Annotated in this window: 26 protein-coding genes; 20 read left to right on the plus strand and 6 right to left on the minus strand. The window is 60.2% G+C overall.

The features are described 5' to 3' along the window. Positions 1-46 precede the first annotated feature (46 nt). The 11 genes from EKL15_RS17925 (at position 47) to hisP (ending at position 10385) form a co-directional block, all read left to right on the plus strand. Positions 47-709: a DedA family protein gene (locus tag EKL15_RS17925; protein WP_019453745.1), complete on the plus strand. Its 663-nt coding sequence runs from the start codon at positions 47-49 to the stop codon at positions 707-709. 232 nt (positions 710-941) lie between these two features. Continuing rightward, positions 942-1850 carry an acetyl-CoA carboxylase, carboxyltransferase subunit beta gene (gene accD / locus EKL15_RS17930; RefSeq protein WP_004936126.1) on the plus strand — a complete coding sequence of 303 codons (909 nt, stop codon included), beginning with the start codon at positions 942-944 and terminating at the stop codon, positions 1848-1850. Between the two features lie 191 nt (positions 1851-2041). Further along, on the plus strand, positions 2042-3307 hold the full coding sequence (gene folC, locus EKL15_RS17935; RefSeq protein WP_100396424.1) for a bifunctional tetrahydrofolate synthase/dihydrofolate synthase: 1266 nt from the start codon (positions 2042-2044) through the stop codon (positions 3305-3307). Continuing rightward, positions 3308-4057 carry a cell division protein DedD gene (dedD, locus tag EKL15_RS17940; protein WP_038876445.1) on the plus strand — a complete coding sequence of 250 codons (750 nt, stop codon included), beginning with the start codon at positions 3308-3310 and terminating at the stop codon, positions 4055-4057. A gap of 233 nt (positions 4058-4290) precedes the next feature. After that, positions 4291-4791 (plus strand): colicin V production protein, encoded by a 501-nt coding sequence (gene cvpA, locus EKL15_RS17945; protein ID WP_004936119.1) that lies wholly within the window; start codon positions 4291-4293, stop codon positions 4789-4791. 21 nt (positions 4792-4812) lie between these two features. After that, on the plus strand, positions 4813-6330 hold the full coding sequence (gene purF, locus EKL15_RS17950; RefSeq protein ID WP_049200165.1) for an amidophosphoribosyltransferase: 1518 nt from the start codon (positions 4813-4815) through the stop codon (positions 6328-6330). A 131-nt stretch (positions 6331-6461) separates the two neighbouring features. After that, on the plus strand, positions 6462-7034 hold the full coding sequence (locus EKL15_RS17955; RefSeq protein ID WP_070915290.1) for a UbiX family flavin prenyltransferase: 573 nt from the start codon (positions 6462-6464) through the stop codon (positions 7032-7034). Between the two features lie 303 nt (positions 7035-7337). Further along, positions 7338-8120, plus strand: coding sequence for a histidine ABC transporter substrate-binding protein HisJ (gene hisJ / locus EKL15_RS17960; RefSeq protein ID WP_203090157.1), 783 nt, complete (start codon positions 7338-7340; stop codon positions 8118-8120). Positions 8121-8202: 82 nt separating this feature from the next. After that, positions 8203-8889 (plus strand): histidine ABC transporter permease HisQ, encoded by a 687-nt coding sequence (locus EKL15_RS17965; RefSeq protein ID WP_049200166.1) that lies wholly within the window; start codon positions 8203-8205, stop codon positions 8887-8889. Next, on the plus strand, positions 8886-9590 hold the full coding sequence (locus tag EKL15_RS17970) for an ABC transporter permease (RefSeq protein ID WP_033635343.1): 705 nt from the start codon (positions 8886-8888) through the stop codon (positions 9588-9590). The genes EKL15_RS17965 and EKL15_RS17970 overlap by 4 nt, the downstream gene beginning before the upstream one ends. A 21-nt stretch (positions 9591-9611) precedes the next feature. Further along, a complete protein-coding gene (hisP, locus tag EKL15_RS17975) occupies positions 9612-10385 on the plus strand; it encodes a histidine ABC transporter ATP-binding protein HisP (protein ID WP_038876434.1) in 774 nt (257 codons plus the stop codon). A 7-nt stretch (positions 10386-10392) separates the two neighbouring features. Here hisP and EKL15_RS17980 read toward each other — a convergent pair whose 3' ends face one another. The 3 genes from EKL15_RS17980 to yfcG form a co-directional block, all read right to left on the minus strand. Then, positions 10393-11307, minus strand: coding sequence for a TIGR01777 family oxidoreductase (locus EKL15_RS17980; protein ID WP_060420031.1), 915 nt, complete (start codon positions 11305-11307; stop codon positions 10393-10395). A 16-nt stretch (positions 11308-11323) separates the two neighbouring features. Then, entirely contained in the window at positions 11324-11695 is a 372-nt protein-coding gene (gene folX, locus EKL15_RS17985) for a dihydroneopterin triphosphate 2'-epimerase (protein WP_025303682.1), read from the minus strand. Between the two features lie 111 nt (positions 11696-11806). Beyond that, positions 11807-12436: a GSH-dependent disulfide bond oxidoreductase gene (gene yfcG, locus EKL15_RS17990; protein WP_055317045.1), complete on the minus strand. Its 630-nt coding sequence runs from the start codon at positions 12434-12436 to the stop codon at positions 11807-11809. A gap of 233 nt (positions 12437-12669) precedes the next feature. On the opposite strand from yfcG, the gene yfcE reads away from it, so the two are divergent. Both yfcE and yfcD read left to right on the plus strand, forming a co-directional pair. Then, positions 12670-13221, plus strand: coding sequence for a phosphodiesterase (gene yfcE, locus EKL15_RS17995; protein ID WP_033653755.1), 552 nt, complete (start codon positions 12670-12672; stop codon positions 13219-13221). 99 nt (positions 13222-13320) lie between these two features. Beyond that, entirely contained in the window at positions 13321-13866 is a 546-nt protein-coding gene (gene yfcD, locus EKL15_RS18000; protein WP_004936086.1) for an NUDIX hydrolase YfcD, read from the plus strand. Between the two features lie 54 nt (positions 13867-13920). On the opposite strand, the gene EKL15_RS18005 is transcribed toward yfcD, so the two are convergent. Then, positions 13921-14940, minus strand: a complete 1020-nt coding sequence (locus tag EKL15_RS18005; RefSeq protein ID WP_004936083.1) for a LacI family DNA-binding transcriptional regulator — start codon at positions 14938-14940, stop codon at positions 13921-13923. Positions 14941-15250: 310 nt separating this feature from the next. Here EKL15_RS18005 and EKL15_RS18010 point away from each other — a divergent pair, with 310 nt between their 5' ends. The 5 genes from EKL15_RS18010 to EKL15_RS18030 all read left to right on the plus strand — a co-directional run bounded on the left by EKL15_RS18010 (position 15251) and on the right by EKL15_RS18030 (position 19288). Continuing rightward, complete coding sequence (locus EKL15_RS18010) at positions 15251-15694, plus strand: PTS sugar transporter subunit IIA (protein WP_038876423.1); 444 nt, start codon at positions 15251-15253, stop codon at positions 15692-15694. A 92-nt stretch (positions 15695-15786) separates the two neighbouring features. After that, entirely contained in the window at positions 15787-16068 is a 282-nt protein-coding gene (locus tag EKL15_RS18015; protein WP_025303676.1) for a PTS sugar transporter subunit IIB, read from the plus strand. 23 nt (positions 16069-16091) lie between these two features. Further along, entirely contained in the window at positions 16092-17471 is a 1380-nt protein-coding gene (locus EKL15_RS18020) for a PTS ascorbate transporter subunit IIC (RefSeq protein ID WP_004936074.1), read from the plus strand. A gap of 13 nt (positions 17472-17484) precedes the next feature. Further along, complete coding sequence (locus tag EKL15_RS18025) at positions 17485-18336, plus strand: transketolase (protein WP_049270484.1); 852 nt, start codon at positions 17485-17487, stop codon at positions 18334-18336. After that, on the plus strand, positions 18329-19288 hold the full coding sequence (locus EKL15_RS18030) for a transketolase family protein (protein ID WP_049207313.1): 960 nt from the start codon (positions 18329-18331) through the stop codon (positions 19286-19288). Before EKL15_RS18025 ends, EKL15_RS18030 begins: the two co-directional genes overlap by 8 nt. Before the next feature lie 64 nt (positions 19289-19352). Here the strand turns inward: EKL15_RS18030 and pta are convergent, their stop codons facing one another. Together pta and ackA are read right to left on the minus strand one after the other, a co-directional pair. Then, entirely contained in the window at positions 19353-21512 is a 2160-nt protein-coding gene (pta, locus tag EKL15_RS18035; RefSeq protein ID WP_049203683.1) for a phosphate acetyltransferase, read from the minus strand. Positions 21513-21586: 74 nt separating this feature from the next. After that, a complete protein-coding gene (gene ackA, locus EKL15_RS18040; protein WP_055312511.1) occupies positions 21587-22789 on the minus strand; it encodes an acetate kinase in 1203 nt (400 codons plus the stop codon). Between the two features lie 358 nt (positions 22790-23147). Here ackA and yfbV point away from each other — a divergent pair, with 358 nt between their 5' ends. Then, a complete protein-coding gene (yfbV, locus tag EKL15_RS18045; protein ID WP_004936061.1) occupies positions 23148-23603 on the plus strand; it encodes a terminus macrodomain insulation protein YfbV in 456 nt (151 codons plus the stop codon). A gap of 143 nt (positions 23604-23746) precedes the next feature. After that, on the plus strand, positions 23747-24241 hold the full coding sequence (locus tag EKL15_RS18050) for a YfbU family protein (RefSeq protein ID WP_100396423.1): 495 nt from the start codon (positions 23747-23749) through the stop codon (positions 24239-24241). Positions 24242-24248 lie beyond the last annotated feature (7 nt).

Below are 24248 nucleotides of genomic sequence, written 5' to 3' on the forward strand. Positions count from 1 at the left end.
TGCTTCTGCCGGGTGACTGAAACACCCGGCATCAATGAGAGAATTTATGGACATCATCAAGTTTATTATTGATTTCATTCTGCATATTGATGTGCACCTGGCTGAACTGGTCGCACAATACGGCATGTGGGTCTACGCTATTCTGTTCCTGATCCTGTTTTGCGAAACCGGTCTGGTGGTGACGCCGTTCCTGCCGGGGGATTCTTTGCTGTTTGTCGCCGGTGCGCTGGCGGCGTTGCCGACCAACGATCTGAACGTGCACACCATGGTGGCGTTGATGGTGGTGGCGGCGATCCTCGGCGATGCGGTGAACTACACTATCGGGCGGTTGTTCGGCGAGAAGCTGTTCAGCAACCCGAATTCGAAAATTTTCCGCCGCAGCTATCTGGACAAGACGCACCAGTTCTATGAGAAACACGGTGGGAAAACGATTATTCTGGCGCGATTCGTGCCGATCGTACGTACTTTTGCGCCGTTCGTCGCCGGTATGGGGCATATGTCCTATCGCCACTTCGCCGCCTACAACGTGATTGGCGCACTGGTTTGGGTGCTGCTCTTCACTTATGCTGGCTACCTGTTCGGCGATCTGCCGGTGGTGCAGGAGAACCTGAAACTGCTGATCGTCGGGATCATCATCGTTTCGATTCTGCCGGGCGTGATTGAAATTTGGCGCCACAAGCGCGCGGCCGCCCGCCAGCAAAAACAGTAAAAACATTGTTTAACCTGTCGGTTCGACCAGTTTTTTGTCCACAGCGTCGGGCCGATATGGTTTAATGAGCGACATTATGGTCTGTTCCTGCGAACAACCCTGAAGCCGATGCCTCAGTCGCCGCGCTTGCCGCGCCGCGAACGGGCATTTTTTCATTGGGGTGTTTTCGGGGGGATTGTTAAAGCATGAACAGCGGACTGGCGTGTGCCAGGTTCAAACAGAAAGGTCATCGATGAGCTGGATTGAACGAATTCTTAACAAGAGCAATATCACACAAACCCGTAAGGCGAGCATTCCTGAAGGGGTCTGGACCAAATGCGACAGCTGCGGCCAGGTTCTCTACCGCGCCGAGCTGGAGCGTAATCTGGAAGTGTGTCCGAAGTGCGACCACCACATGCGTATGGGCGCGCGCGCGCGTCTGCATACCCTGCTGGACGAAGGCAGCGAAGTGGAGCTGGGCAGCGATCTGGAGCCGAAAGACGTTCTGAAATTCAAGGATTCCAAGCGCTATAAAGATCGCCTGGTCGCCGCACAGAAAGCGACCGGCGAGAAAGACGCGCTGGTGGTGATGAAGGGCACGCTGTACGGCATGCCGATCGTCGCGGCCTCCTTCGAATTCGCCTTCATCGGCGGCTCGATGTCTTCCGTGGTCGGCGCGCGCTTCGTGCGTGCGGTTGAGCAGGCGCTGGAGGACAACTGTCCGCTGGTGTGCTTCTCCGCCAGCGGCGGCGCGCGCATGCAGGAAGCGCTGATGTCGCTGATGCAGATGGCGAAAACCAGCGCGGCGTTGGCCAAAATGCAGGAGCGCGGCTTGCCGTACATCTCCGTGCTGACCGACCCGACCATGGGCGGCGTTTCTGCCAGCCTGGCGATGCTGGGCGACATCAACATCGCCGAGCCGAAAGCGCTGATCGGCTTTGCCGGCCCGCGCGTCATCGAGCAGACCGTGCGCGAGAAATTGCCGCCGGGCTTCCAGCGCAGCGAGTTCCTGATCGAAAAAGGCGCGATCGACATGATCGTTCGCCGTCCGGAAATGCGCCAGACGTTGGCGAGCATTCTGTCCAAGCTGACCAACCAGCCGCAGCCGCATTTCGATGAGGCCGCGCCGGTCATTGAGCCGGAGCAGCAGGCCGACGCCTGAGGCAAAGACAGATCCCGCCCGGGTTCAGCCGCCACTTTGTGGCTAAGTGACGGCTGATGCCCGTTCCCTGCCGGCCGCAGCCCATCTCGCTGCGGTTTGCAGGCTGGCGGCAGTCACGAAGCGCATCGCCTTTACCGCGGTGAGGGTGGTGCCCTGATGGATTAATGAACCCAAGTTCAGTGATGGGACTCATGCAAAACCACCAAATTCCCCAAGCCACGTCGCCATTGAGCTCGTGGCTTTATTATCTGGAACGTCTGCACAGCCAGGCGATCGAACTCGGCCTTGAGCGCGTACAGCGCGTCGCGGCGCATCTGGATTTACTGACCCCCGCTCCCACGGTGTTCACCGTTGCCGGCACCAACGGCAAAGGCACCACCTGTCGTACCCTCGAAGCCATTCTGCTGGCCGCCGGCCTGCGCGTCGGCGTCTACAGTTCGCCGCATCTGGTGCGCTATACCGAACGCGTGCGCATTCAGGGGGAAGAGCTGAGCGAAGCGGAGCACAGCCGCTCGTTCGCCGCCATTGAAGCCGGCCGCGGCGAAACGTCGCTGACCTATTTCGAATTCGGCACCCTGTCGGCGCTGCAGCTGTTCAAACAGGCGCGGCTCGACGTGGTGATCCTGGAAGTGGGGCTGGGCGGGCGTCTCGACGCCACCAACATCGTCGATCCGAGCGTGGCGGTGATCACCAGCATCGCGCTCGATCACACCGACTGGCTGGGCAACGATCGCGAAAGCATCGGCCGCGAGAAGGCCGGCATTTTCCGCAGCGGCAAGCCGGCGGTGGTGGGCGAACCCGACATGCCGGACAGCATTCGTCAGGTTGCCGAAACGCTGGGCGCGCCGCTGTATCGCCGCGGCGAAGCCTGGAGCTTCAGCGAGCAGGGCGATCGCTGGCAGTGGCAGGGCGGCGACACGCTGCTGACCGATCTGCCGACGCCGAACGTACCGCTGGCCAACGCCGCTACCGCGCTGGCGGCGCTGAACTGCTCCCCACTGGAAATCGACGAACGCGCGATCTTCACCGGGCTGCAACAGGCGACGCTGCCGGGGCGTTTCCAGATCGTGCGGCGGGAGCCGACGCTGATCCTCGACGTGGCGCACAACCCGCACGCCGCCGGCTATCTGGCCGGGCGCCTGGCCAAACTGCCGCGCGGCGGCGGCAAGGTGCGCGCGGTGGTGGGCATGCTGTCGGACAAAGACATCGCTGGCACGCTGGCCTGCCTCAGCGAGCAGGTGGATGAATGGTACTGCGCACCGCTCGACGGGCCGCGTGGCGCCAGCGTCGAACAGCTGGCGCAACATCTGACGGAACCGCGCCGCTTTAATGATGTCGAAACTGCCTGGCGGCAGGCTATGCAGGATGCTGATAAACAGGATATTGTGATCGTCTGTGGATCGTTCCACACCGTGGCGCAGGTGATGGCGGCGTTAGACGAGATGCGGGGAGTGTGAGTGGCGAGTAAATTTCAGAACCGACTGGTCGGAACCGTGATTCTGGTGGCGCTGGGGGTAATCATCCTGCCAGGGCTGCTGGACGGCAAAAAGAAGCATTACGAGGATGAATTCGCGGCCATTCCGTTGGTGCCGAAGGCGGGCGATGTCGAAGAGAACGACGTGCTGCCGCCGGTGACGCAGCCGCTGCCGGCACAGCCGCCGGAAGGGGCGGGCGCGCTGGTCGAGCAGCAGGCGGCCAACGAAGCGGCGGCGCAACAGGCGGCGCGGCAGACTGCTCAGCAGCCGACGCAGGTGGCACCACCGCCGGTCGAAACGCGTCCTCAACCGGTGCCGCAGCCCAAGCCGAAACCGGTAGAAACCAAACCGGTAGAAGTGAAGCCGAAGCCGACACCGCAACCGAAGCCGGTGGAAGTGAAGCCGGCGCCGAAGCCGGAACCAAAACCTGAACCGACGCCGAAGCCTGAACCGGCACCGCAGCCGAAACCGGCGGAAGAAAAAGCGCCGGCTGGACAAGCCTATGTCGTGCAGCTCGGGGCGTTGAAAAACGCCGCCAAGGCGAACGAGATTGTCGCCTCGCTGCGCCTCTCGGGCTATCGCGCCTTTACCGTGCCATCAACGCCGGTGCAGGGGCAGATCACCCGCATCTACGTTGGCCCGGACGCTTCCAAGCAGAAGCTGCAGGCGGCGCTGCCGTCGCTGAACTCGATCAGCGGGCTGAGCGGGCAGGTGAAGCCGTACGGCCGTTAAACCCCGCGGGGCGCAGCACGATGCGCCCCTGAATTAAGGAGTGGTGGAGAGAAAGCGAGAAAAACCGCGCCTTTTACAGGCGAAATCACCTATGTAGGCGCGGCGATTGGGAATTTTTTGATCGCCGCTTTTTATTTGTAACGTGGTAGGAAATCCCCTACGCAAACGTTTTCTTTTTCTGTTAGAATTCGCCGCGAATTGGATGCAGGGGCGATTCATCATTGGAATAGTTCATGGTCTGGATTGATTACGTCATTATAGCGGTGATTGGATTTTCGGCTCTGGTGAGCCTGATCCGAGGGTTTGTTCGCGAAGCATTGTCACTTGTGACATGGGGATGTGCGTTTTTTGTTGCCAGCCATTTCTATTCTTACCTTGCGGTCTATTTCACTCGTTTTGAAGATGAACTGGTGCGAAACGGCATCGCGATCGCGATTTTGTTCATCGCGACCTTGATCGTAGGGGCTATTGTTAACTATGTGATTAGCTCACTGGTAGAGAAAACCGGGTTGTCGGGCACCGACCGCGTGTTGGGCATCTGCTTCGGCGCGCTGCGCGGAGTGTTGATCGTCGCGGCGATCCTGTTCTTCCTGGACACCTTTACCGGCTTCTCACAAAGCGCCGACTGGAAACAGTCGCAGCTCATTCCCCAGTTCAGTTACGTCATCAGGTGGTTCTTTGACTACCTGCAGAGCACGTCGAGTTTCTTGCCGACCCAATTGCCGGGGCGGTAGCGCTGATGAGGAAAAGACAACATGTGCGGTATTGTCGGTATCGCCGGTTTCATGCCGGTAAACCAGTCGATTTATGATGCGCTGACGGTGCTTCAGCATCGTGGCCAGGATGCCGCAGGCATCGTCACCATTGACGCCCACAACGGGTTCCGTTTGCGTAAAGCCAACGGCCTGGTGAAGGATGTGTTTGAGGCGCGCCATATGCAACGCTTGCAGGGCAACATGGGCATTGGCCATGTGCGTTACCCGACGGCCGGCAGCTCGAGCGCCTCTGAGGCCCAGCCTTTCTACGTCAACTCGCCGTTCGGCATTACGCTGGCCCACAACGGCAACCTGACCAACGCCCATGAGCTGCGCCAAAATCTGTTCGAAAGCGGCCGCCGCCATGTCAACACCACCTCCGACTCGGAAATCCTGCTGAACGTGCTGGCCAGCGAGCTGGACCGCTTCCCGCACTACCCGCTGGAGGCCGACAACATCTTTACCGCGGTCGCCGCCATGCATCAGCAACTGCGCGGCGCTTACGCCTGCGTGGCGATGATCATCGGCCACGGCCTGCTGGCGTTCCGCGACCCGAACGGCATTCGCCCGCTGGTGATCGGCAAGCGCACGCTGGAGGATGGCCGCAGCGAGTACATGGTGGCTTCCGAGAGCGTGGCGCTGGATACCCTGGGCTTTGAGTTCCTGCGCGACGTGGCGCCGGGCGAAGCGGTGTACATCACCACCAAGGGCCAGCTGTTCACCCGCCAGTGCGCGGAGAACCCAAAAACCAACCCGTGCCTGTTCGAATACGTTTATTTCGCGCGCCCGGACTCCTTTATGGACAAGATCTCGGTCTACAGCGCCCGCGTGCGCATGGGCCAGAAGCTGGGTGAGAAGATCGCCCGCGAGTGGGAAGATCTGGACATCGACGTGGTGATCCCGATTCCGGAAACCTCCTGCGACATCGCGCTGGAGATCGCGCGCATTCTCGAGAAGCCATACCGCCAGGGCTTCGTGAAGAACCGCTACGTCGGCCGCACCTTCATCATGCCGGGCCAGCAGGCGCGTCGCCAGTCGGTGCGCCGCAAGCTGAACGCCAACCGCGCCGAGTTCCGCGACAAGAACGTGCTGCTGGTGGATGATTCCATCGTGCGCGGCACTACGTCGGAACAGATCGTCGAGATGGCGCGCGAAGCGGGCGCCAAGCGCGTGTACCTGGCTTCCGCCGCGCCGGAAGTGCGCTTCCCGAACGTCTACGGCATCGACATGCCGAGCGCCAACGAACTGATCGCCCACGGGCGTGAAGTGGATGAAATCCGCCAGATCATCGGCGCCGACGGGCTGATTTTCCAGGACCTGGACGATCTGATCGAAGCGGTGCGCGAAGAGAACCCGGACATTACCCAGTTCGAATGCTCGGTGTTCAACGGCATCTACGTGACCAAAGACGTCGACCAAAGCTATCTGGAATACCTGGAGTCGCTGCGCAGCGACGACGCCAAGGCGCTGCGGGTGCAAACCGAAGCGGAAAATCTGGAACTGCACAACGAAGGCTAACCGCCTGCGTTGATCCCTCAGGGTGCATCGCCGCGTCTGCGGCGGTGCACCTTGCTCCTCTGACTTGCTTATCCCTCGCCATTGCGGCAAAGTCTGCCTGATCTTACTTTTTACGGCAGAGGCCATTTTCCATGAAACGACTCATCATCGGCATTTCCGGCGCCAGCGGCGCTGTCTACGGCGTGCGCCTGTTGCAGGTTTTGCGCGACGTCGCAGAGGTGGAAACCCATTTGGTGATGAGCAACGCGGCAAGACAGACGCTGGCGCTGGAAACGCCGTACAGCCTGCGTGAAGTGCAGGCGCTGGCCGATGTGGTGCACGATGCGCGCGACATCGCCGCCGGCATCTCCTCCGGCTCCTTCAAGACCCTGGGCATGGCAATCCTGCCCTGCTCGATCAAAACCCTGTCCGGCATCGTTAACAGCTACAGCGACGGGCTGCTGACCCGTGCCGCCGACGTGGTGCTCAAAGAGCGCCGCCGTTTGGTGCTGTGCGTGCGGGAAACGCCGCTGCATTTGGGGCACCTGCGGTTGATGACCCAGGCGGCGGAGATGGGGGCGGTGATCATGCCGCCGGTGCCGGCGTTTTACCACCAGCCGACAAGCGTGGAAGACATCATCGATCAGACCGTCAATCGGGTGATCGATCAGTTTGATATCGAACTGCCGACCGACCTGTTCACCCGCTGGCAGGGTGCTAATTAACAGTTTTATCCCTAAATTGGTACATTTGTGCAACACCGCACTGAATTGGGGCGGAGTATGCACCATAATGATCCCACTTCATCACGCTCACTGTTTCATGGCGCCGCCTTGTCGCGGCTGCCAGTGGCGCGGCCCCGACCGGCCGATTTAATTTTGCAGTTATCGTCCCAGGAAACAGTATTGTGAAGGCCGGAGCCGTTCCCTCCGCCCGTAGCACCGAATGTGGCACGATTACTGCAAATTGATTTGGTGGGGAAAGTAATGCCCGTAGTGGCATCAAAAAAATCAATTTGAGGGTAATTTATGAAAAAGCGGGTTTTGATTTTGCCGTTAGTTCTGGCTTTGAGCGCCGCCAGCAGCGCCTTTGCCGCCATTCCTTCCACGCTGAAGATTGGCACCGATCCGACATACGCGCCGTTTGAATCCAAAAACGCCAAAGGCGAGCTGGTCGGCTTTGACATCGATTTGGCCAAAGAGCTGTGCAAACGCATCAATACCCAATGCATCTTCGTGGAGAGCGACTTCGACGCGCTGATCCCATCCCTCAAGGCGAAGAAGATTGACGCCATTATCTCTTCGCTGTCCATCACTGAAAAACGCCAGCAGGAAATCGCCTTTACCGACAAGCTGTATGCCGCCAACGCGCGTCTGATCGCGCCGAAGGGCTCCAAGCTGCTGCCAACCGCCGAAGCGCTGAAAGGCAAGAGCGTGGGCGTGCTGCAGGGCACCACCCAGGAAGCCTACGCCAACGCCATGTGGCAGCCGAAAGGGGTGACCGTCGTGCCTTACCAGAACCAGGATCTGGCTTATGCCGACCTGGCCTCCGGCCGTATCGATGCCGCCTTCCAGGATGAAGTGGCGGGCAGCGACGGCTTCCTGAAACAGCCGCCGGGCAAAGACTATGCGTTCGCTGGCGAATCGGTGAAGGATGACAAGTTCTTCGGCGTCGGCACCGGCATGGGGCTGCGCAAGACCGATACCGAGCTGAAAGCGGCGCTGGACAAAGCCTTCGCCGAGATGCGTAAAGACGGCACCTACGACAAATACGCGAAAAAGTACTTCGACTTTGACGTCTACGGCGGGTAATCCGCTTCCCGTTCCATGCTGTGACTGCGGGGCCGGTGCGCCGGCCCCGATGGTTCGGATCCTAGACCACAGGGTGAAGTAGATGCTGCAAGGCTATTCCCAACTGATTTTCGAGGGGGCTCTGGTGACGTTGGAGCTGGCCCTCAGTTCCGTGGTGCTGGCGGTGGTGATCGGTCTGATCGGCGCCGGTGGCAAACTGTCTCATAACCCCTTTATCTCCGGCCTGTTCGGTGCCTATACCACGCTGATCCGCGGCGTGCCCGATCTGGTGCTGATGCTGCTGATCTTTTACGGTTTGCAGATCGCGCTGAACAACATCACCACGCTGCTGGGCTTCGCGCAGATCGATATCGATCCGCTCGGCGCCGGCATCATTACCCTCGGCTTTATCTACGGCGCTTATTTTACCGAGACCTTCCGCGGCGCCTATCTGGCGGTGCCGAAAGGACAGATCGAAGCGGCGACGGCCTACGGCTTCAGCGGCGCGCAGATCTTCCGGCGCATTCTGTTCCCGGCGATGATGCGTTTCGCCTTGCCGGGCATCGGCAACAACTGGCAGGTGATCCTGAAGGCGACGGCGCTGGTGTCGATCCTCGGCCTGAACGACGTGGTGAAAGCCACGCAGCTGGCGGGGAAAGGCACCTATCAGCCGTTCTTCTTCGCCATCGTGGCCGGCGTGGTTTACCTGATCTTCACTACCGTTTCCAACGGCGTGCTGCTGTGGCTTGAACGGCGTTACTCACTGGGCGTCAAGAGGGCCGAGCTATGATTGAGATCCTGCAACAGTATTGGCAGTCGCTGCTGTGGAGCGACGGCTACCGCTTCACCGGCGTGGCGGTAACGCTGTGGCTGCTGATCGCCTCGGTGGTGATGGGCGGGCTGCTGGCGATCCCGATGGCGGTGGCGCGCGTCTCTTCCATCCGCTGGGTGCGTTTCCCGGTGTGGCTCTACACCTATGTGTTTCGCGGTACGCCGCTGTACGTGCAGCTGCTGGTGTTCTACTCCGGCATGTACAGCCTTGAGATCGTGCGCGGCAGCGAGTTTCTCAACGCGTTTTTCCGCAGCGGGCTCAACTGCACCATCCTGGCGCTGACGCTCAACACCTGCGCCTATACCACCGAGATCTTCGCCGGGGCCATCCGCTCGGTGCCGCACGGTGAAATCGAGGCCGCCAACGCCTACGGTTTCTCGCGCTTCAAGATGTATCGCTGCATCATTTTACCTTCGGCGCTGCGTACCGCGCTGCCGGCTTACAGCAACGAAGTGATCCTGATGCTGCACTCCACCGCGCTGGCGTTTACCGCCACCGTGCCGGATCTGCTGAAGATCGCGCGCGACATCAACGCCGCGACCTATCAGCCGTTCTACGCCTTCGGCATCGCGGCGGTGCTGTACCTGATCATCTCCTACGTGTTAATCAGCCTGTTCCGCAAAGCTGAAAAACGCTGGATGGCACACGTTAGTCACTGATAAATGACGGGAAGAAAAACCATGTCTGAGAATAAATTAGCCGTCACCGAACTGCACAAACGCTATGGCGATCACGAAGTGCTGAAGGGCGTCTCGCTGGCGGCCAACGCCGGGGATGTGATCAGCATCATCGGCTCCTCCGGCTCCGGCAAAAGCACCTTTCTGCGCTGCATCAACTTCCTCGAGAAGCCGAGCGAAGGCTCGATCAGCCTGAACAACGAAGACATTCGCATGGTGCGCGACAAAGACGGCCAGCTGAAGGTGTTCGACAAAAAGCAGCTGCAGCTGCTGCGCACCCGCCTGACCATGGTGTTCCAGCATTTCAACCTGTGGAGCCACATGACGGTGCTCGAGAACGTGATGGAGGCGCCGGTGCAGGTGCTGGGGCTGAGCAAGGCCGAAGCGCATGAGCGCGCGGTTCGCTATCTGGATAAGGTGGGCATCGATGAGCGGGCGCGCGGCAAATACCCGGTGCACCTGTCGGGCGGCCAGCAGCAGCGTGTTTCTATCGCCCGCGCGTTGGCGATGGAGCCGGAAGTGCTGCTGTTTGACGAGCCGACGTCGGCGCTGGATCCCGAGCTGGTGGGCGAGGTGCTGCGTATCATGCAGAAGCTGGCGGAGGAGGGGAAAACCATGGTGGTGGTGACGCACGAAATGGAGTTTGCGCGCCACGTTTCCAACCACGTGATTTTCCTGCACAAAGGGTTGATTGAAGAGCAGGGGCCGCCGGCCGAGCTGTTCGGCAACCCCAAAAGCCCGCGCCTGCAGCAGTTCCTGTCCGGCGCGTTGAAGTAACTTCAGATCAGCGGGCTTCGGCCCGCTGATTAATCACGTCATCCAGCGCCTGTTCCAGCTCCAGATAGCGGAAGTGGAAGCCGGCCTCCTCCAGCCGCTTCGGCACCGCCCGCTGGCCGCCGAGCACCAGCACCGCCGCTTCCCCCATCAACAAACGCATGACGAACGCCGGCACCCGCAGAAACGCCGGGCGATCGAGCACGTTGGCCAATTGGGCGGCGAACTGTTCGTTATGCACCGGGTAGGGAGCGACCATGTTGAACGGGCCGGTCAGCGTGGCGTGATCCAGCAGATAAATAATGGCGTTGACCATGTCTTCGAGATGGATCCACGGCAGGTATTGGCGACCGTCGCCGATCGGGCCGCCCAGCCCGAAGCGGAACGGCGGCAGCATTTTAGCCAGCGCGCCGCCCTGTGGCGCCAGCACCACGCCGGTGCGCAGCAGGCAGACCCGGGTGGCGTCGCTCTGCGCCTGCAGCGCCAGCGCTTCCCAGCGTTGGCACAGCTGGTGGGTGAATTCGTCGTGCGGCGGCTCCTCTTCGGTGACCACCGCCTGCCCCTGGTCGCCGTAGTAGCCGACGGCGGAACCGGAAATCAGCACGCCGGGCGGCGTGCTGCCGGCCTTGATAAGCTTCGCCAACCGCTCGGTCAGATCCCAGCGGCTATGGCACAGCCGCTGTTTCTGCTGTGCGCTCCAGCGCTTGTCGGCGATAGGTTCGCCGGCCAAATTGATCACCGCATCGAAGTCATCCAGCGACTGCCGGTCGTCCAGCGTTTGCCAATAGCTCGGCTGGTCGCCCAGCCTGGCCCGGGCTCGCCGTTCGTCTCGCGTCAGCACCGTAATGTGGTGAGAAAGCGCCAGCAGCCTGGCCGTCAGGCTGCTGCCTATCAATCCCGTTGCGCCGGTGATCAGGATCCGCATGGTCGACCTCCCTGAGTTAGTCCCGGCGGTAGCTCATGGTCATGGAGACCGAATCGGCGTAGCGCAGGGCCAGAAGTTTATCTATCTCCACTTCAGCATAGGTCACCCAGGCATGTTCTTTTACGATATCGAGCACATCCTGCGTTAATTTTTCCAGCAGCGCGAAACGGTTATCTTCCACATGGCGGATGATCGCTTTGGTGATGGTGCGGTAATTGAGCGCGTCGGCGATGTCTTCGCTGTTGCGCGCTTTGTCCGCCGGGTAGTGGATCACCACGTTAATCAGGACGTCCTGTCGGTTGTTGATTTCTTCTTCCTTGATACCGATGAACGTGCGCAACCGCAGATTTTTAATGCGAATAACGGCGTCGGGTTGACTGAAAGACATCAGAGATTCTCCATAGGTCTGATTATTGGCGTTCAGAATACACGGAAAGTAGGGAAATTATAACGCAGGGGCGATGTGACTCCCCGGCGGCGGGGAGTCGGGGAGCGGGGGTTAGCCCTGTTCAGCCAGCTTATAGGCGCGCTCGGTCGCCGGGCGGTTGCTGATGCGCTCGAACCAGTTGCGCACCGCCGGGTAATCCGCCAGATCGATGCGCTGGCGCGGATGCGACACCACCCACGGGTAGGTGGCGATATCGGCGATGCTGTAGTTGTCGCCGCCCAGGTACGGGTGTTTTTGCAGTTCGGCTTCCAGCACGCCATACAGCCGCTTGGTCTCCAGCTGATAGCGCTCGATGGCGTAAGGCACCGGCTGCGGCGCGTAGTGGTTGAAGTGGTGATTCTGCCCGAGCATCGGCCCGAAACCGGCCACCTGCCAGAACAGCCACTGCAGGGTGGCGGCGCGTTCGCGCAGGCCCTTGCTCAACAGCTTGCCGGTTTTCTCCGCCAGATACAGCAGGATTTCCCCGGACTCGAACAGGCTGATTGGCGCGCCGCCGTCCACCGGTTGCTGATCGACGATCGCCGGGATTTTGTTGTTGGGAGAAATGCTCAGAAAGTCCGGTTTGTACTGCTCGCCGGCGCTGATGTTTACGCGATGGATACGGTAGGGTAAGCCGACCTCTTCCAAAAACAAGGTGATCTTGTGACCATTGGGAGTAGGCGCGTAATACAGGTCAATCATGTTGCCTCCTGCGGTAAGGTGATCTGTAATTCATTACACGTTGCTGCGGTCTTCGCCGCGCACAAAGGTATATCAGAGATCCAACAATAGCAGCTAAGGATAGCAGGCTATGTGGGATTCGTCCGATGCTATCTGCGCGGTTGGATCACAATTCTCCACCGGGGCGGGCGGCGGTTTGCCGCACGGCGCCGGCGCGGTAAAATGGCGCTTATTTCCCTCTATAGGACAAGGTTATGAAGCTGATGTTCGCCTCGGATATTCACGGATCGCTGCCGGCCACCGAACGCGTGCTGGAATTGTTCGCACAAAACGGCGCCGACTGGTTGATTCTTCTGGGTGATTTGCTGAATCACGGCCCGCGCAACGCGCTGCCGGCCGGGTATCAACCCGCTCAGGTTGCCGAACGATTGAATCGCTATAGCGACAAGATCATCGCCGTTCGCGGCAATTGCGACAGCGAGGTCGATCAGATGCTGCTGACGTTTCCCATCGAGGCGCCCTGGCAACAGGTTTTACTGCAAAAAAGACGATTGTTTTTGACCCATGGTCACCTTTATCATCCCTCGGCACTGCCGCCGTTATCCCGCGGTGACGTCCTGGCCTACGGCCATACGCATCTGCCGCAGGCGGAGCGGCAGGGTGAGATCTATTGCTTCAATCCGGGCTCGGTCAGCATTCCCAAAGGGGGCTTTCCGGCCAGCTACGGCATGTTGGATCGGGGCACTTTGAGCGTGCTGACGCTCGACGACGGCAAGGTCGTCGCGGAGGTGGCGTTAACACGCTAAACGCACTAATTTATACACACACAATAAAAATCTTTGAAAAACACTCATTGATTAACCAGCGCGCGGGATGCATCGCGCCAAAATAGAAGGTTTTAGAGGATGGCGGAACAGGGTCAGGCTGCAGATACCGAATGGGTTGATATCGTCGACGAGCAAAACGAGGTGATCGCGCAATCCAGTCGTCAACAGATGCGGGCGGAGCGGCTGCGTCATCGTGCTACCTATATTGTGGTGCATGATGGGATGGGAAAAATTCTGGTGCAGCGTCGCACCGAGATCAAGGACTTCTACCCGGGCTGGTTGGACGCAACGGCGGGTGGCGTAGTGCAAAGCGGTGAAAACGTGCTGGATTCGGCGCGCCGCGAGGCGGAAGAAGAGCTGGGCATCGCCGGTGTGCCTTTCGCCGAACACGGTCTGTTCTACTTCGAAGAAGAGCAGTGCCGGGTGTGGGGCGCGCTGTTCAGCTGTGTTTCGCACGGCCCGTTCGCGCTGCAGGAAGAAGAAGTGGCCGAGGTGTGCTGGCTGACGCCGGAAGAGATCACCGCGCGCTGCGACGAGTTTACCCCGGATTCGCTGAAGGCGCTGTCGCTGTGGCTGACGCGCAACAACGAACAGGATTACGGTAAGCCGCTCGACAACCACTGAGACGCCAACGCGTGAGAAAGCCGGTCATCGACCGGCTTTTTTTATGGCGCGGATTCAGCAGCTGTCGCGGCGGCACAGCGTGGCGGGCAGGGAGCCTGCCGGCTGCCAGGGTTGCTCGTTCAGGCGCGCCAGCAGCGCCTGGCCGGCCTGAATGCCGATGTCGCGATGCGGAATGGTCATGGTGGTCAGCGGCGGCTGGCAGACCCGGCTGAACTCGCTGTTGCCGAACCCCACCACCGCCAGATTGTCCGGCACCTTGATGCGCCGCCGCTGGCATTCATACAGCGCGCCGCCGGCCAGTTCGTCGGAGGCGCACACCAGCGCGTCCAGCTCCGGCCAGGCCAGCAGGAATTCCGGCAGCTGCTGCGCGCCGGTGCTGAAGCTGGCGGGCTGCGCGGCGTTGATCACCCGATGCGGCGACATATGGTTGCGCAGCAGCGCCTTGTGCCAGCCCTGCAGGTGCTGCTGGAAGATCCACTGTTCCTGGTTGGCGCACAGCAGCCCGATGTTCTGGTAGCCGCTGGCGATCACCGTTTGCGTCAGCTGATACATGGCCGCCACGTAGTCGATGCCGATGCTCATGTCGATAGGATCGGCGCGCACGGCGCCGATCTCCACCACCGGAATGTTGGCGGCGATCAGCGCGTTGCGGGCGTTTTGCGAATGCTCGACGCTGAGCAGCACCGCCGCCGCCAGGTTGTAAGAGAGCAGGGTCTCCAGCAATTTCTCTTCGCGCTCCAGATGGTGCTGCGACTCCGCCAGCATGATGTGATAACCGGCCGGCTGCAGCACTTTCTGCAGGCCGGCGAACATCTCGGCGCAGCCGGATTCGGACAGGCTGGGCACCACCATGGCGATGGTGTAGGACGAGGCCGACGCCAGCGAACTGGCGGCCAGGTTGGGCAGATACCCCAGTTCGCTCACCGCGGCTTCAATCTTCTCGCGCAGTTTGTCTGAAACCTGCTCCGGCGTGCGCAGCGCGCGCGACACCGTCATGGTGCCGACGCCCGCCAGCTGCGCTACGTCAGCCAACGTCACCCTGCCCGTGCTGCGTCGTTTTTTACCGATCGACATGCCTAATCCCGACTGAAATGCGCGCGCGGCGCATAAAAATGGTGAGGGTGGGAAGCCGACGGCGCGGCTTCGACGATCCCCGTATGCGGCACATTCTACCCCGTTACCCGAAAGAGCGAGAAAAAATTGTGGTTAACGCCATGCCGCGGCGCGGCGTTTTGATAGCGCTATCACAGATCTGCATGATAGCGCTTTGGTAGCGCTATCTTTGTGATATCCATCACTGTGTGGCCGGGTGGGGTTGATTAAAGTTTTACCGTCGTCGGTGAATTAATCACCGGCCGAAACCATCAACCTTTAGGAGGGTAACGTGCTGAAAGAGTGGCTGACCGCCGATCATATACAGCTGTGCGAACGGGTGGAGGACTGGCGCCAGGCGGTAACGCTGAGTGCGCAGCCGCTGCTGCAAGACGGCGTGATCACGCCGAATTACCTGACGGCCATCTTTCATCAGCAGGAGAAGCTCGGGCCTTACTTTGTCCTGGCGCCGGGCATCGCCATGCCGCACGCCCGGCCCGAAGAGGGCGCCAACGCGTTGGGATTATCGCTGTTGAAGATCCATCAGGGGGTGAACTTTCATTCCGCGGATAACGATCCGGTTCAGGTGGTGGTGATGCTTTCGGCGCCCGACGGCGACAGCCACATCGAATTGATTTCGCAACTGGCGGAATTATTTTCAGACAATCAGGCCATGGAGGCGTTATTTCACGCCAAAGATAAACGGCAAATCGAGGATATTATCGCCCGCTATTAATGCTTAATCACCAGGAACACTATTAATGCTAACAACGCCGGGAATATGACCGGCGGCGCTACCCTACACACTAAATTCAACAGGTGGATATTATGAAAATCATGGCGATTTGCGGTTCCGGTCTCGGCAGCAGTTTTATGGTGGAAATGAACATTAAAAAGGTGCTGAAAAAGATGGGCGTGGAGGCCGAGGTCGAACACTCCGATCTGTCGTCCGCCACCCCCGGCGCCGCCGACGTGTTCGTGATGGCGAAAGACATCGCCGACAGCGCCAGCGTACCGGCCGAGCAGCTGGTGGTGATCAGCAACATCATCGACATTAATGAGCTGGAAGCCAAGCTGCGCGCTTACTTCGAAGCCCACTCAATCATCTGAATAAAACGATTGGCGAGGTGGATATGTTTATCCAGGAAACGCTTAAGTTTGTGGTGGATATATTAAAGGTGCCTTCGGTATTGGTCGGGCTTATTGCGCTGATCGGTTTGCTGGCGCAAAAGAAATCGTTTTCCGACGTGGTAAAAGGCACGGTAAAAACCATTCTCGGCTTTATCGTTTTGGGCGGCGGCGCCACGGTATTGGTCGGATCGCTCAATCCGCTGGGCGGCATGTTCGAACACGCGTTCAATATTCAGGGCATCATTCCGAATAACGAAGCCATTGTCTCCATCGCGCTGGAGAAATACGGCGCCTCCACCGCGCTGATCATGGCGTTCGGCATGGTGGCGAATATCGTGGTGGCGCGCTTCACCCGGCTGAAATACATCTTCCTGACCGGCCACCACACCTTCTACATGGCCTGCATGATCGGCATCATCCTGACGGTGGCGGGCTTCGAGGGCGTGCAGCTGGTGTTTACCGGCGCGCTGACCCTGGGGCTGGTGATGGCGTTCTTCCCGGCGATCGCCCAGCGCTATATGCGCCGCATCACCGGCAATGACGATATCGCCTTCGGCCACTTCGGCACCCTGGGCTACGTGCTGTCCGGCTGGATCGGCTCGAAGGTGGGTAAAAACTCGCGCTCGACCGAGGAGATGAACCTGCCGAAAAACCTCAGCTTCCTGCGCGACAGCTCCATTTCGATCTCGATGACCATGATCGTCATCTACCTGATCCTGGCGATCTGCGCCGGGCGGGCCTATGTGGAAAGCGAGCTCAGCGGCGGCCAGAACTACCTGGTGTATTCGATCATTCAGGCCATCACCTTCGCCGCCGGGGTGTTCATCATCCTGCAGGGCGTGCGTTTGATTCTGGCGGAAATCGTGCCGGCGTTCACCGGCTTCTCGGAAAAGCTGGTGCCGAATGCGCGGCCGGCGCTGGATTGCCCGGTGGTCTATCCCTATGCCCCCAACGCGGTGCTGATCGGCTTCCTGTTCAGCTTCCTTGGCGGATTGGCCGGGCTGTTCCTGCTGGGGCAGCTGAAGATGGTATTGATCCTGCCCGGCGTGGTGCCGCACTTCTTCACTGGCGCTACCGCCGGGGTGTTCGGCAACGCCACCGGCGGGCGGCGCGGCGCGATGCTGGGCGCCTTCGCCAACGGGCTGCTGATCACCTTCCTGCCGGTATTGCTGCTACCGGTGCTGGGGGCGCTGGGCTTTGCCAACACCACCTTCTCCGACGCCGACTTCGGCGCGATCGGCATCCTGCTGGGCAATATGGCGCGCTTTATGTCGAAGGAGATGATCATGCTGGCGATCGTCGCCGTGTTCGCGCTGCTGGTGGCGCATAACTTCCTGGGAAAACGCAAAGGCGCGCCGGCCGCTGACCGCGTCGAGAAATAACGAGGGCAGACTGATGAACTACACAACGAGCGAAACGGAAATTGAAGAGCTGCATACCCTGGCGCGGGCGATCCGCCTGGAAACGCTGAAAGCGCTGACCGGGCTGGGCTTCGGCCACTACGGCGGCTGCATGTCGGTGGTGGAGACGCTGGCGGTGCTGTATGGCAGCGTGATGCGCATCGATCCGGCGGATCCGGACTGGCCGGAGCGCGATGACTTCGTGCTGTCGAAAGGGCACGCCGGCCCGGCGCTGTACAGCACGCTGGCGATCAAGGGCTACTTCCCGCTGGCGGAGCTGAAGACCCTCAACCAGAACGGCACGCGTCTGCCGAGCCACCCGGACCGGCTGCGCACGCGCGGCGTGGACGCCACCACCGGCTCGCTGGGGCAGGGCGTATCGATCGCCGCCGGCATGGCGTTGTCCCATCGGCTGGCGGGGCGCCGCAATCGGGTGTTCAGCATCCTCGGTGACGGGGAACTGAACGAAGGGCAGTGCTGGGAGGCGTTCCAGTTTATCGCCCACCACAATCTGAACAACCTGACGCTGTTCATCGATTACAACAAGCAACAGCTGGACGGCGCGCTGGACGAGGTGATCCAACCGTTCGATCTGGCCGCCAAGTTCCGCGCCTTCGGCTTTGAGGTGCAGACCATCAAGGGCGATGACATCGCGGCGCTGCTGGCGGCGGTGGCGCCGGCGCGCGGCGGCGAACAGCGGCCGCTGGCGATCGTGCTCGACAGCATCAAAGGGCAGGGCGTGGCCTATCTGGAAAACCTGTCGAACTCTCACCACCTGCGCCTGACGCCGGACGTGCAGCAGGAAATCGAAAAAGCCATCGCCGAACTGGAGGCCGCCCATGTTTAACGTAGTGACGCAGTTGGAAAACGACGCCGTCGAAATGCGCAAAGTCTACGCCGGCGCGGTGCGTCGGCAGATTGAGGCGGGCGCGCCGATCATCGCGCTGGAGGCGGATCTGATGAGCTCGATGGCGATGGATGGCGTGCACAAGGATCACCCGCAGCACGTGATCAACTGCGGCATCATGGAGGCCAACGTGATCGGCGTCGCCGCCGGGCTGTCGCTCACCGGCCGGGTGCCGTTCGTGCATACCTTTACCGCCTTCGCCAGCCGCCGCTGTTTCGATCAGCTGTTCATGTCGCTGGATTATCAGCGCAACAACGTCAAGGTAATCGCCTCCGACGCCGGGGTGAGCGCCTGCCACAACGGCGGCACCCACATGTCGTTCGAGGATATGGGCATCGTGCGCGGGCTGGCGCATTCGGTGGTGCTGGAGGTAACCGACGCCACCATGTTCGCCGATATTCTGCGCCAGCTGATGGATCTGCGCGGCTTCTACTGGGTGCGCACCATTCGCAAGCAGGCGACGCGCATCTACCAGGAGGGCTCGCGCTTTACCATCGGCAAGGGCAACCTGCTGCGCGACGGCGACGACATTACGCTGATTGCCAATGGCATCATGGTGGCGGAGGCGCTGAAGGCGGCGCAGATGCTGGCGCAGCAGGGCGTCAGCGCGGCGGTGATCGATATGTTCACCCTCAAGCCTATCGACCGTGAACTGATCAAAACCTATGCGGCCAAAACCGGGCGCATCGTCACCTGTGAAAATCACAGCATTCATAATGGGCTGGGATCGGCGGTGGCGGAGGTGCTGGCGGAAGAGTGCCCGACGCCAATGCGGCGCGTGGGGGTGAAGGAGCGTTACGGCCAGGTGGGCACCCAGGCGTTTTTACAGCAGGAGTACGGCCTGACCGCCGAGCATATTCTGGAGGCTGCCGGGCAATTGCTGGCGCGTTAGAGAGGGTAAAAAGAAAAACGCCGGTCAATGACCGGCGTTTTTTTATCACCTACCCCGAAGGGTATCAGGCCTTGGCGGCAGCATCAGCCTGGGAAGACTGGATCGCCGTCAGCGCAACGGTGTAGACGATATCGTCAACCAGTGCGCCGCGCGACAGGTCGTTCACCGGCTTGCGCATGCCTTGCAGCATCGGCCCGATGGAGACCAGGTCAGCGGAACGCTGTACCGCTTTGTAGGTGGTGTTGCCGGTGTTCAGATCCGGGAAGATGAACACGGTCGCCTGGCCGGCTACCGGTGAGTTCGGCGCCTTGGACTTGGCAACGTCGGCCATGATGGCGGCGTCGTACTGCAGCGGGCCGTCGATGATCAGGTCCGGGCGTTTTTCCTGCGCCAGACGGGTCGCTTCGCGCACTTTCTCGACGTCGCTGCCCGCACCGGAGTTGCCGGTGGAGTAGGAGATCATCGCTACGCGAGGCTCGATGCCGAAGGCCGCGGCGGAATCCGCAGACTGGATGGCGATCTCAGACAGCTGCTCGGCGGTCGGATCCGGGTTGATCGCGCAGTCGCCGTAGACCAGTACCTGGTCAGGCAGCAGCATGAAGAACACGGAGGACACCAGCGAGCTGCCCGGCGCGGTTTTGATCAGCTGCAACGGCGGACGGATGGTGTTGGCGGTGGTGTGAACCGCGCCGGAGACCAGACCGTCGACTTCGCCTTGTTCCAGCATCAGGGTGCCGAGCACCACGTTGTCTTCCAGCTGCTCGCGCGCGACCACTTCGGTCATGCCTTTGCTCTTGCGCAGCTCAACCAGACGCGGCACGTAGTTTTCACGTACGGCGACCGGATCGACGATTTCGATGCCTTTGCCCAGCTCAACGCCTTGCGCTGCCGCGACGCGCTGGATCTCGTCCGGGTTGCCGAGCAACACGCATTCCGCGATGCCGCGTTCGGCGCAGATGGCTGCCGCTTTCACGGTGCGCGGCTCGTCGCCTTCCGGCAGCACGATGCGTTTGCCGGCTTTACGCGCCAGCTCGGTCAGCTCGTAACGGAACGCCGGTGGAGACAGACGGCGTGAACGTTCGGAGGTGGCGGTCAGCGAGTCGATCCACTCGGTGTTGATGTGGCTGGCCACGTAGTTCTGCACTTTCTCGATGCGCTGGTGGTCGTCCGCCGGCACTTCGAGGTTGAAGCTCTGCAGGCTCAGCGAGGTCTGCCAGGTGTTGGTGTCGACCATGAACACCGGCAGGCCGGTCTGGAAGGCGCGTTCGCACAGCTTCTTGATCGGCTCGTCGATGGCGTAGCCGCCGGTCAGCAGGATGGCGCCGATTTCCACGCCGTTCATCGCCGCCAGGCAGGCGGAGACCAGCACGTCAGGACGGTCTGCGGAGGTCACCAGCAGAGAGCCCGGGCGGAAGTGTTCCAGCATGTGCGGGATGCTGCGCGCACAGAAGGTCACGGACTTCACGCGGCGAGTCATGATGTCGCCTTCGTTGACCACGCGGGCCTTCAGGTGGCGAGCCATGTCGATGGCGCGGGTGGCGATCAGATCGAAGCTCCACGGCACGCAGCCCAGAACCGGCAGCGGGCTGTTGGCGAACAGCTGCGCAGGATCGACGTGGGCGATGCTGGCTTTGGTGGAGTCGTCGAAGATTTCGGACAGGTCAGGACGGGTGCGGCCCTGATCGTCGACCGGTGCGTTCAGCTTGTTGATGATTACGCCGGTGATGTTTTTGTTCTTGCTGCCGCCGAAGCTGGTGCGCGCCAGTTCGATGCGCTCTTTCAGCTGCGCCGGGGAGTCGTTGCCCAGCGCCAGCACGAAGACGATCTCGGCGTTCAGGGTTTTGGCGATCTCGTAGTTCAGCGCGTTGGCGAACTGATGCTTGCGGGTCGGCACCAGGCCTTCGATCAGCACCACTTCCGCGTCTTTGGTGTTCTCGTGGTAGCGCGCCACGATCTCTTCCATCAGCACGTCTTGCTGGTTGGAGCTCAGCAGGCCCTCAACGTAGTCCATGCGCAGCGGTTCGGCCGCCGTAATGGTGGAGTTGCTGCTGCGGATGATGGTGGTGGTCTGGTCGAGCGCGTTGTCGCCGGTGCGCGGTTGAGCGATAGGCTTGAACACGCTCAGACGAACGCCTTTTTGCTCCATGGAGCGGATGACACCCAGGCTGACGCTGGTCAGGCCGACGCTGGTGCCGGTGGGGATCAACATAATAGTACGTGACACAGAATAGTCCTCTTCACGATTAACATGAGGCTAAAACAACACCGTCAGCCTGGGCTGACGGTGTTTTGAGAGCATTACGCGGTCAGGCGGGATGCGTCCTGCGCGATGACCAACTCTTCGTTGGTCGGGATCACCAGCGCCAGGCGGCTGCCGTCTTTGGTGATGGCGCCGGATTTGCCGAAGCGAGCGGCCATGTTGCGGTCGTGGTCGATTTCGAAGCCCAGCAGGCCCAGTTTGTTCAGGGTCAGCTCACGCACCATGCCGGCGTTCTCGCCGATGCCGCCGGTGAAGATCACCGCGTCCAGACGGCCTTCCATCAGGGCGCTGTATGCGCCGATGTATTTGGCCAGACGGTGGCAGAACACGTCCATGGCGCGTTTGGCGTCGGCTTTGCTGTCGTAGTTGTCTTCAACGTAACGGCAGTCGCTGGTGACTTCGGTCAGGCCCAGCAGGCCGGATTCTTTGGTCAGCATCTTGTTGATCTGGTCAACGCTCATGCCCAGAGAATCGTGCAGGTGGAAGATGATAGCCGGATCGATGTCACCGCTGCGGGTGCCCATCACCAGGCCTTCCAGCGGGGTCAGACCCATGGAGGTGTCAACGCACTGGCCGTTGCGCACTGCGGTAACGGAACCGCCGTTGCCCAGGTGGCAAGTGATCACGTTCACTTCTTCTACCGGCTTGTTCAGCATCTTCGCGGCTTCCTGAGTCACGTAGAAGTGGCTGGTGCCGTGTGCGCCGTAGCGGCGAACGCCGTGGTCGCGGTACAGGCTGTACGGCAGGGCGTACAGGTAAGATTCTTCCGGCATGGTCTGGTGGAACGCGGTGTCGAACACGGCAACGTTCTTGTCGGCCAGGTTAGGGAAGGATTTCAGCGCTTCCGCGATGCCGATCAGGTGAGCCGGGTTGTGCAGTGGTGCAAACGGCACGGAATCTTTGATACCCTGCAGAACTTCGTCGTTGATCACGGCGGAAGCGGTAAACTTCTCGCCGCCGTGCACGATGCGGTGGCCGATAGCGGTCAGCTGCGCAGAAAGCTCTGGTTTTTGTGCCAGAATAGTATTAACAATGAAGTTCAGCGCTTCGCTGTGTGCAGCGCCGGCCCCCAGGGCAGCTTCGTGTTTGGCGCCGTCCATTTTCCACTTGATGCGAGCTTCAGGCAGGTGGAAACACTCGGCCAAACCGGAGAGGAATTCGTCGCCGTTAACGGCATCGATGATGGCGAATTTCAGAGAAGAACTGCCGCAGTTAAGAACCAGTACTAGCTTACTCGACATGGAAGTACCTACTTAAATAGTCGTGTTGTTAAAAGAAAATCGAAAACACGTGGTGAATTAATCGTCAATCAGACAACAAGCGTAGCGCATAGTGCCGATGACATTTATGATTAACATCATGTGAAGTGCACAAATCACAGGATGATGGAAAAACCGATGATTTCTCTGCGGTTTAAATAATCTTGATTTTTATAGGGCTAAAAGTTGACAAAATTTGCGTCATCTTCTACCGGCCACAAGGCCGGCTTAGGATACCGATAGCCCGGTGCAAACACAAAATAAATTTAAAGCTTCAAATTTTTTAGTATGGTCTCTGGCAGCACGCTTTTAGTTTCTTTACGTGACGTTGAGGTACGCAATGACGAGCAAACCGTCCGGTTCCGTAAGCTGGTTTCAGGTCTTCCAGCGCGGGCAGCATTATATGAAAACCTGGCCGTCGGACAAACGTCTGGCACCGGTCTTTCCGGAGAACCGCGTTGCGCGTGCCACCCGTTTCGCTATCCGTTTCATGCCGCCGTTGGCGATTTTCACGCTGACCTGGCAGATCGCACTTGGCGGTCAGCTCGGCCCGGCGATCGCTACCGCGCTGTTCGCCTGCAGCCTGCCGATGCAGGGACTGTGGTGGCTGGGGCGCCGTTCGGTCACGCCGCTGCCGCCGACGCTGCTGCAATGGTTCCATGAGGTGCGCAACAAGCTGACGGAAGCCGGGCAGGCGGTCGCGCCGCTCGAAGGCACGCCGACCTATCAGACGTTGGCCGATCTGCTCAAACGTGCTTTTAAGCAGCTGGACAAAACCTTCCTCGACGATCTGTAACTGAGAAAAGGCCGCGTTGATGCGGCCTTTTTCGTCAAAGCGCCAATAACCCCGGTTTAAATCAAAGAACGGTCGAGTTGTGATTTCCTGCGTTCTTGCGCTGTGCGATGCTCCCGCCATCACACAGAAATGAGGAAATCCTGATGGAAATGACCAACGCCCAGCGGCTGATCCTGTCGAACCAGTACAAGATGATGACCCTGCTCGACCCGGACAACGGCGACCGTTATCGCCGGTTGCAAACCATCGTCGAACGCGGCTTCGGGTTGCAAATGCGCGAACTGGATCGCGACTTCGGCGAACTGAGCGAAGAGGTGTGCCGCACCATCATCAACGTGATGGAGATGCACCATGCGCTGCAGGTTTCCTGGGGCAACCTGAAAGAGCAGCAGGATCTGGACGAGCGCCGCCTGGCGTTTCTCGGCTTCGACGCCGCCACCGAAGCGCGCTACCTGAGCTACGTGCGTTTCCTAGTCAGCACCGAGGGGCGTTATACTCACTTCGATTCCGGCAGCCACGGTTTCAACGCCCAGACCAAAATGTGGGAAAAATACCAGCGTATGCTGGCGATCTGGCTGGCCTGTCCGCGCCAGTATCACCTGAGCGCCGTTGAGATAGCGCAAATCATCAATGCTTGATTAAGAA

The sequence above is a fragment of the Serratia sp. 4542 genome (assembly GCF_016805595.1).
GTDB classification, from domain to species: Bacteria; Pseudomonadota; Gammaproteobacteria; order Enterobacterales; family Enterobacteriaceae; genus Serratia; species Serratia nevei.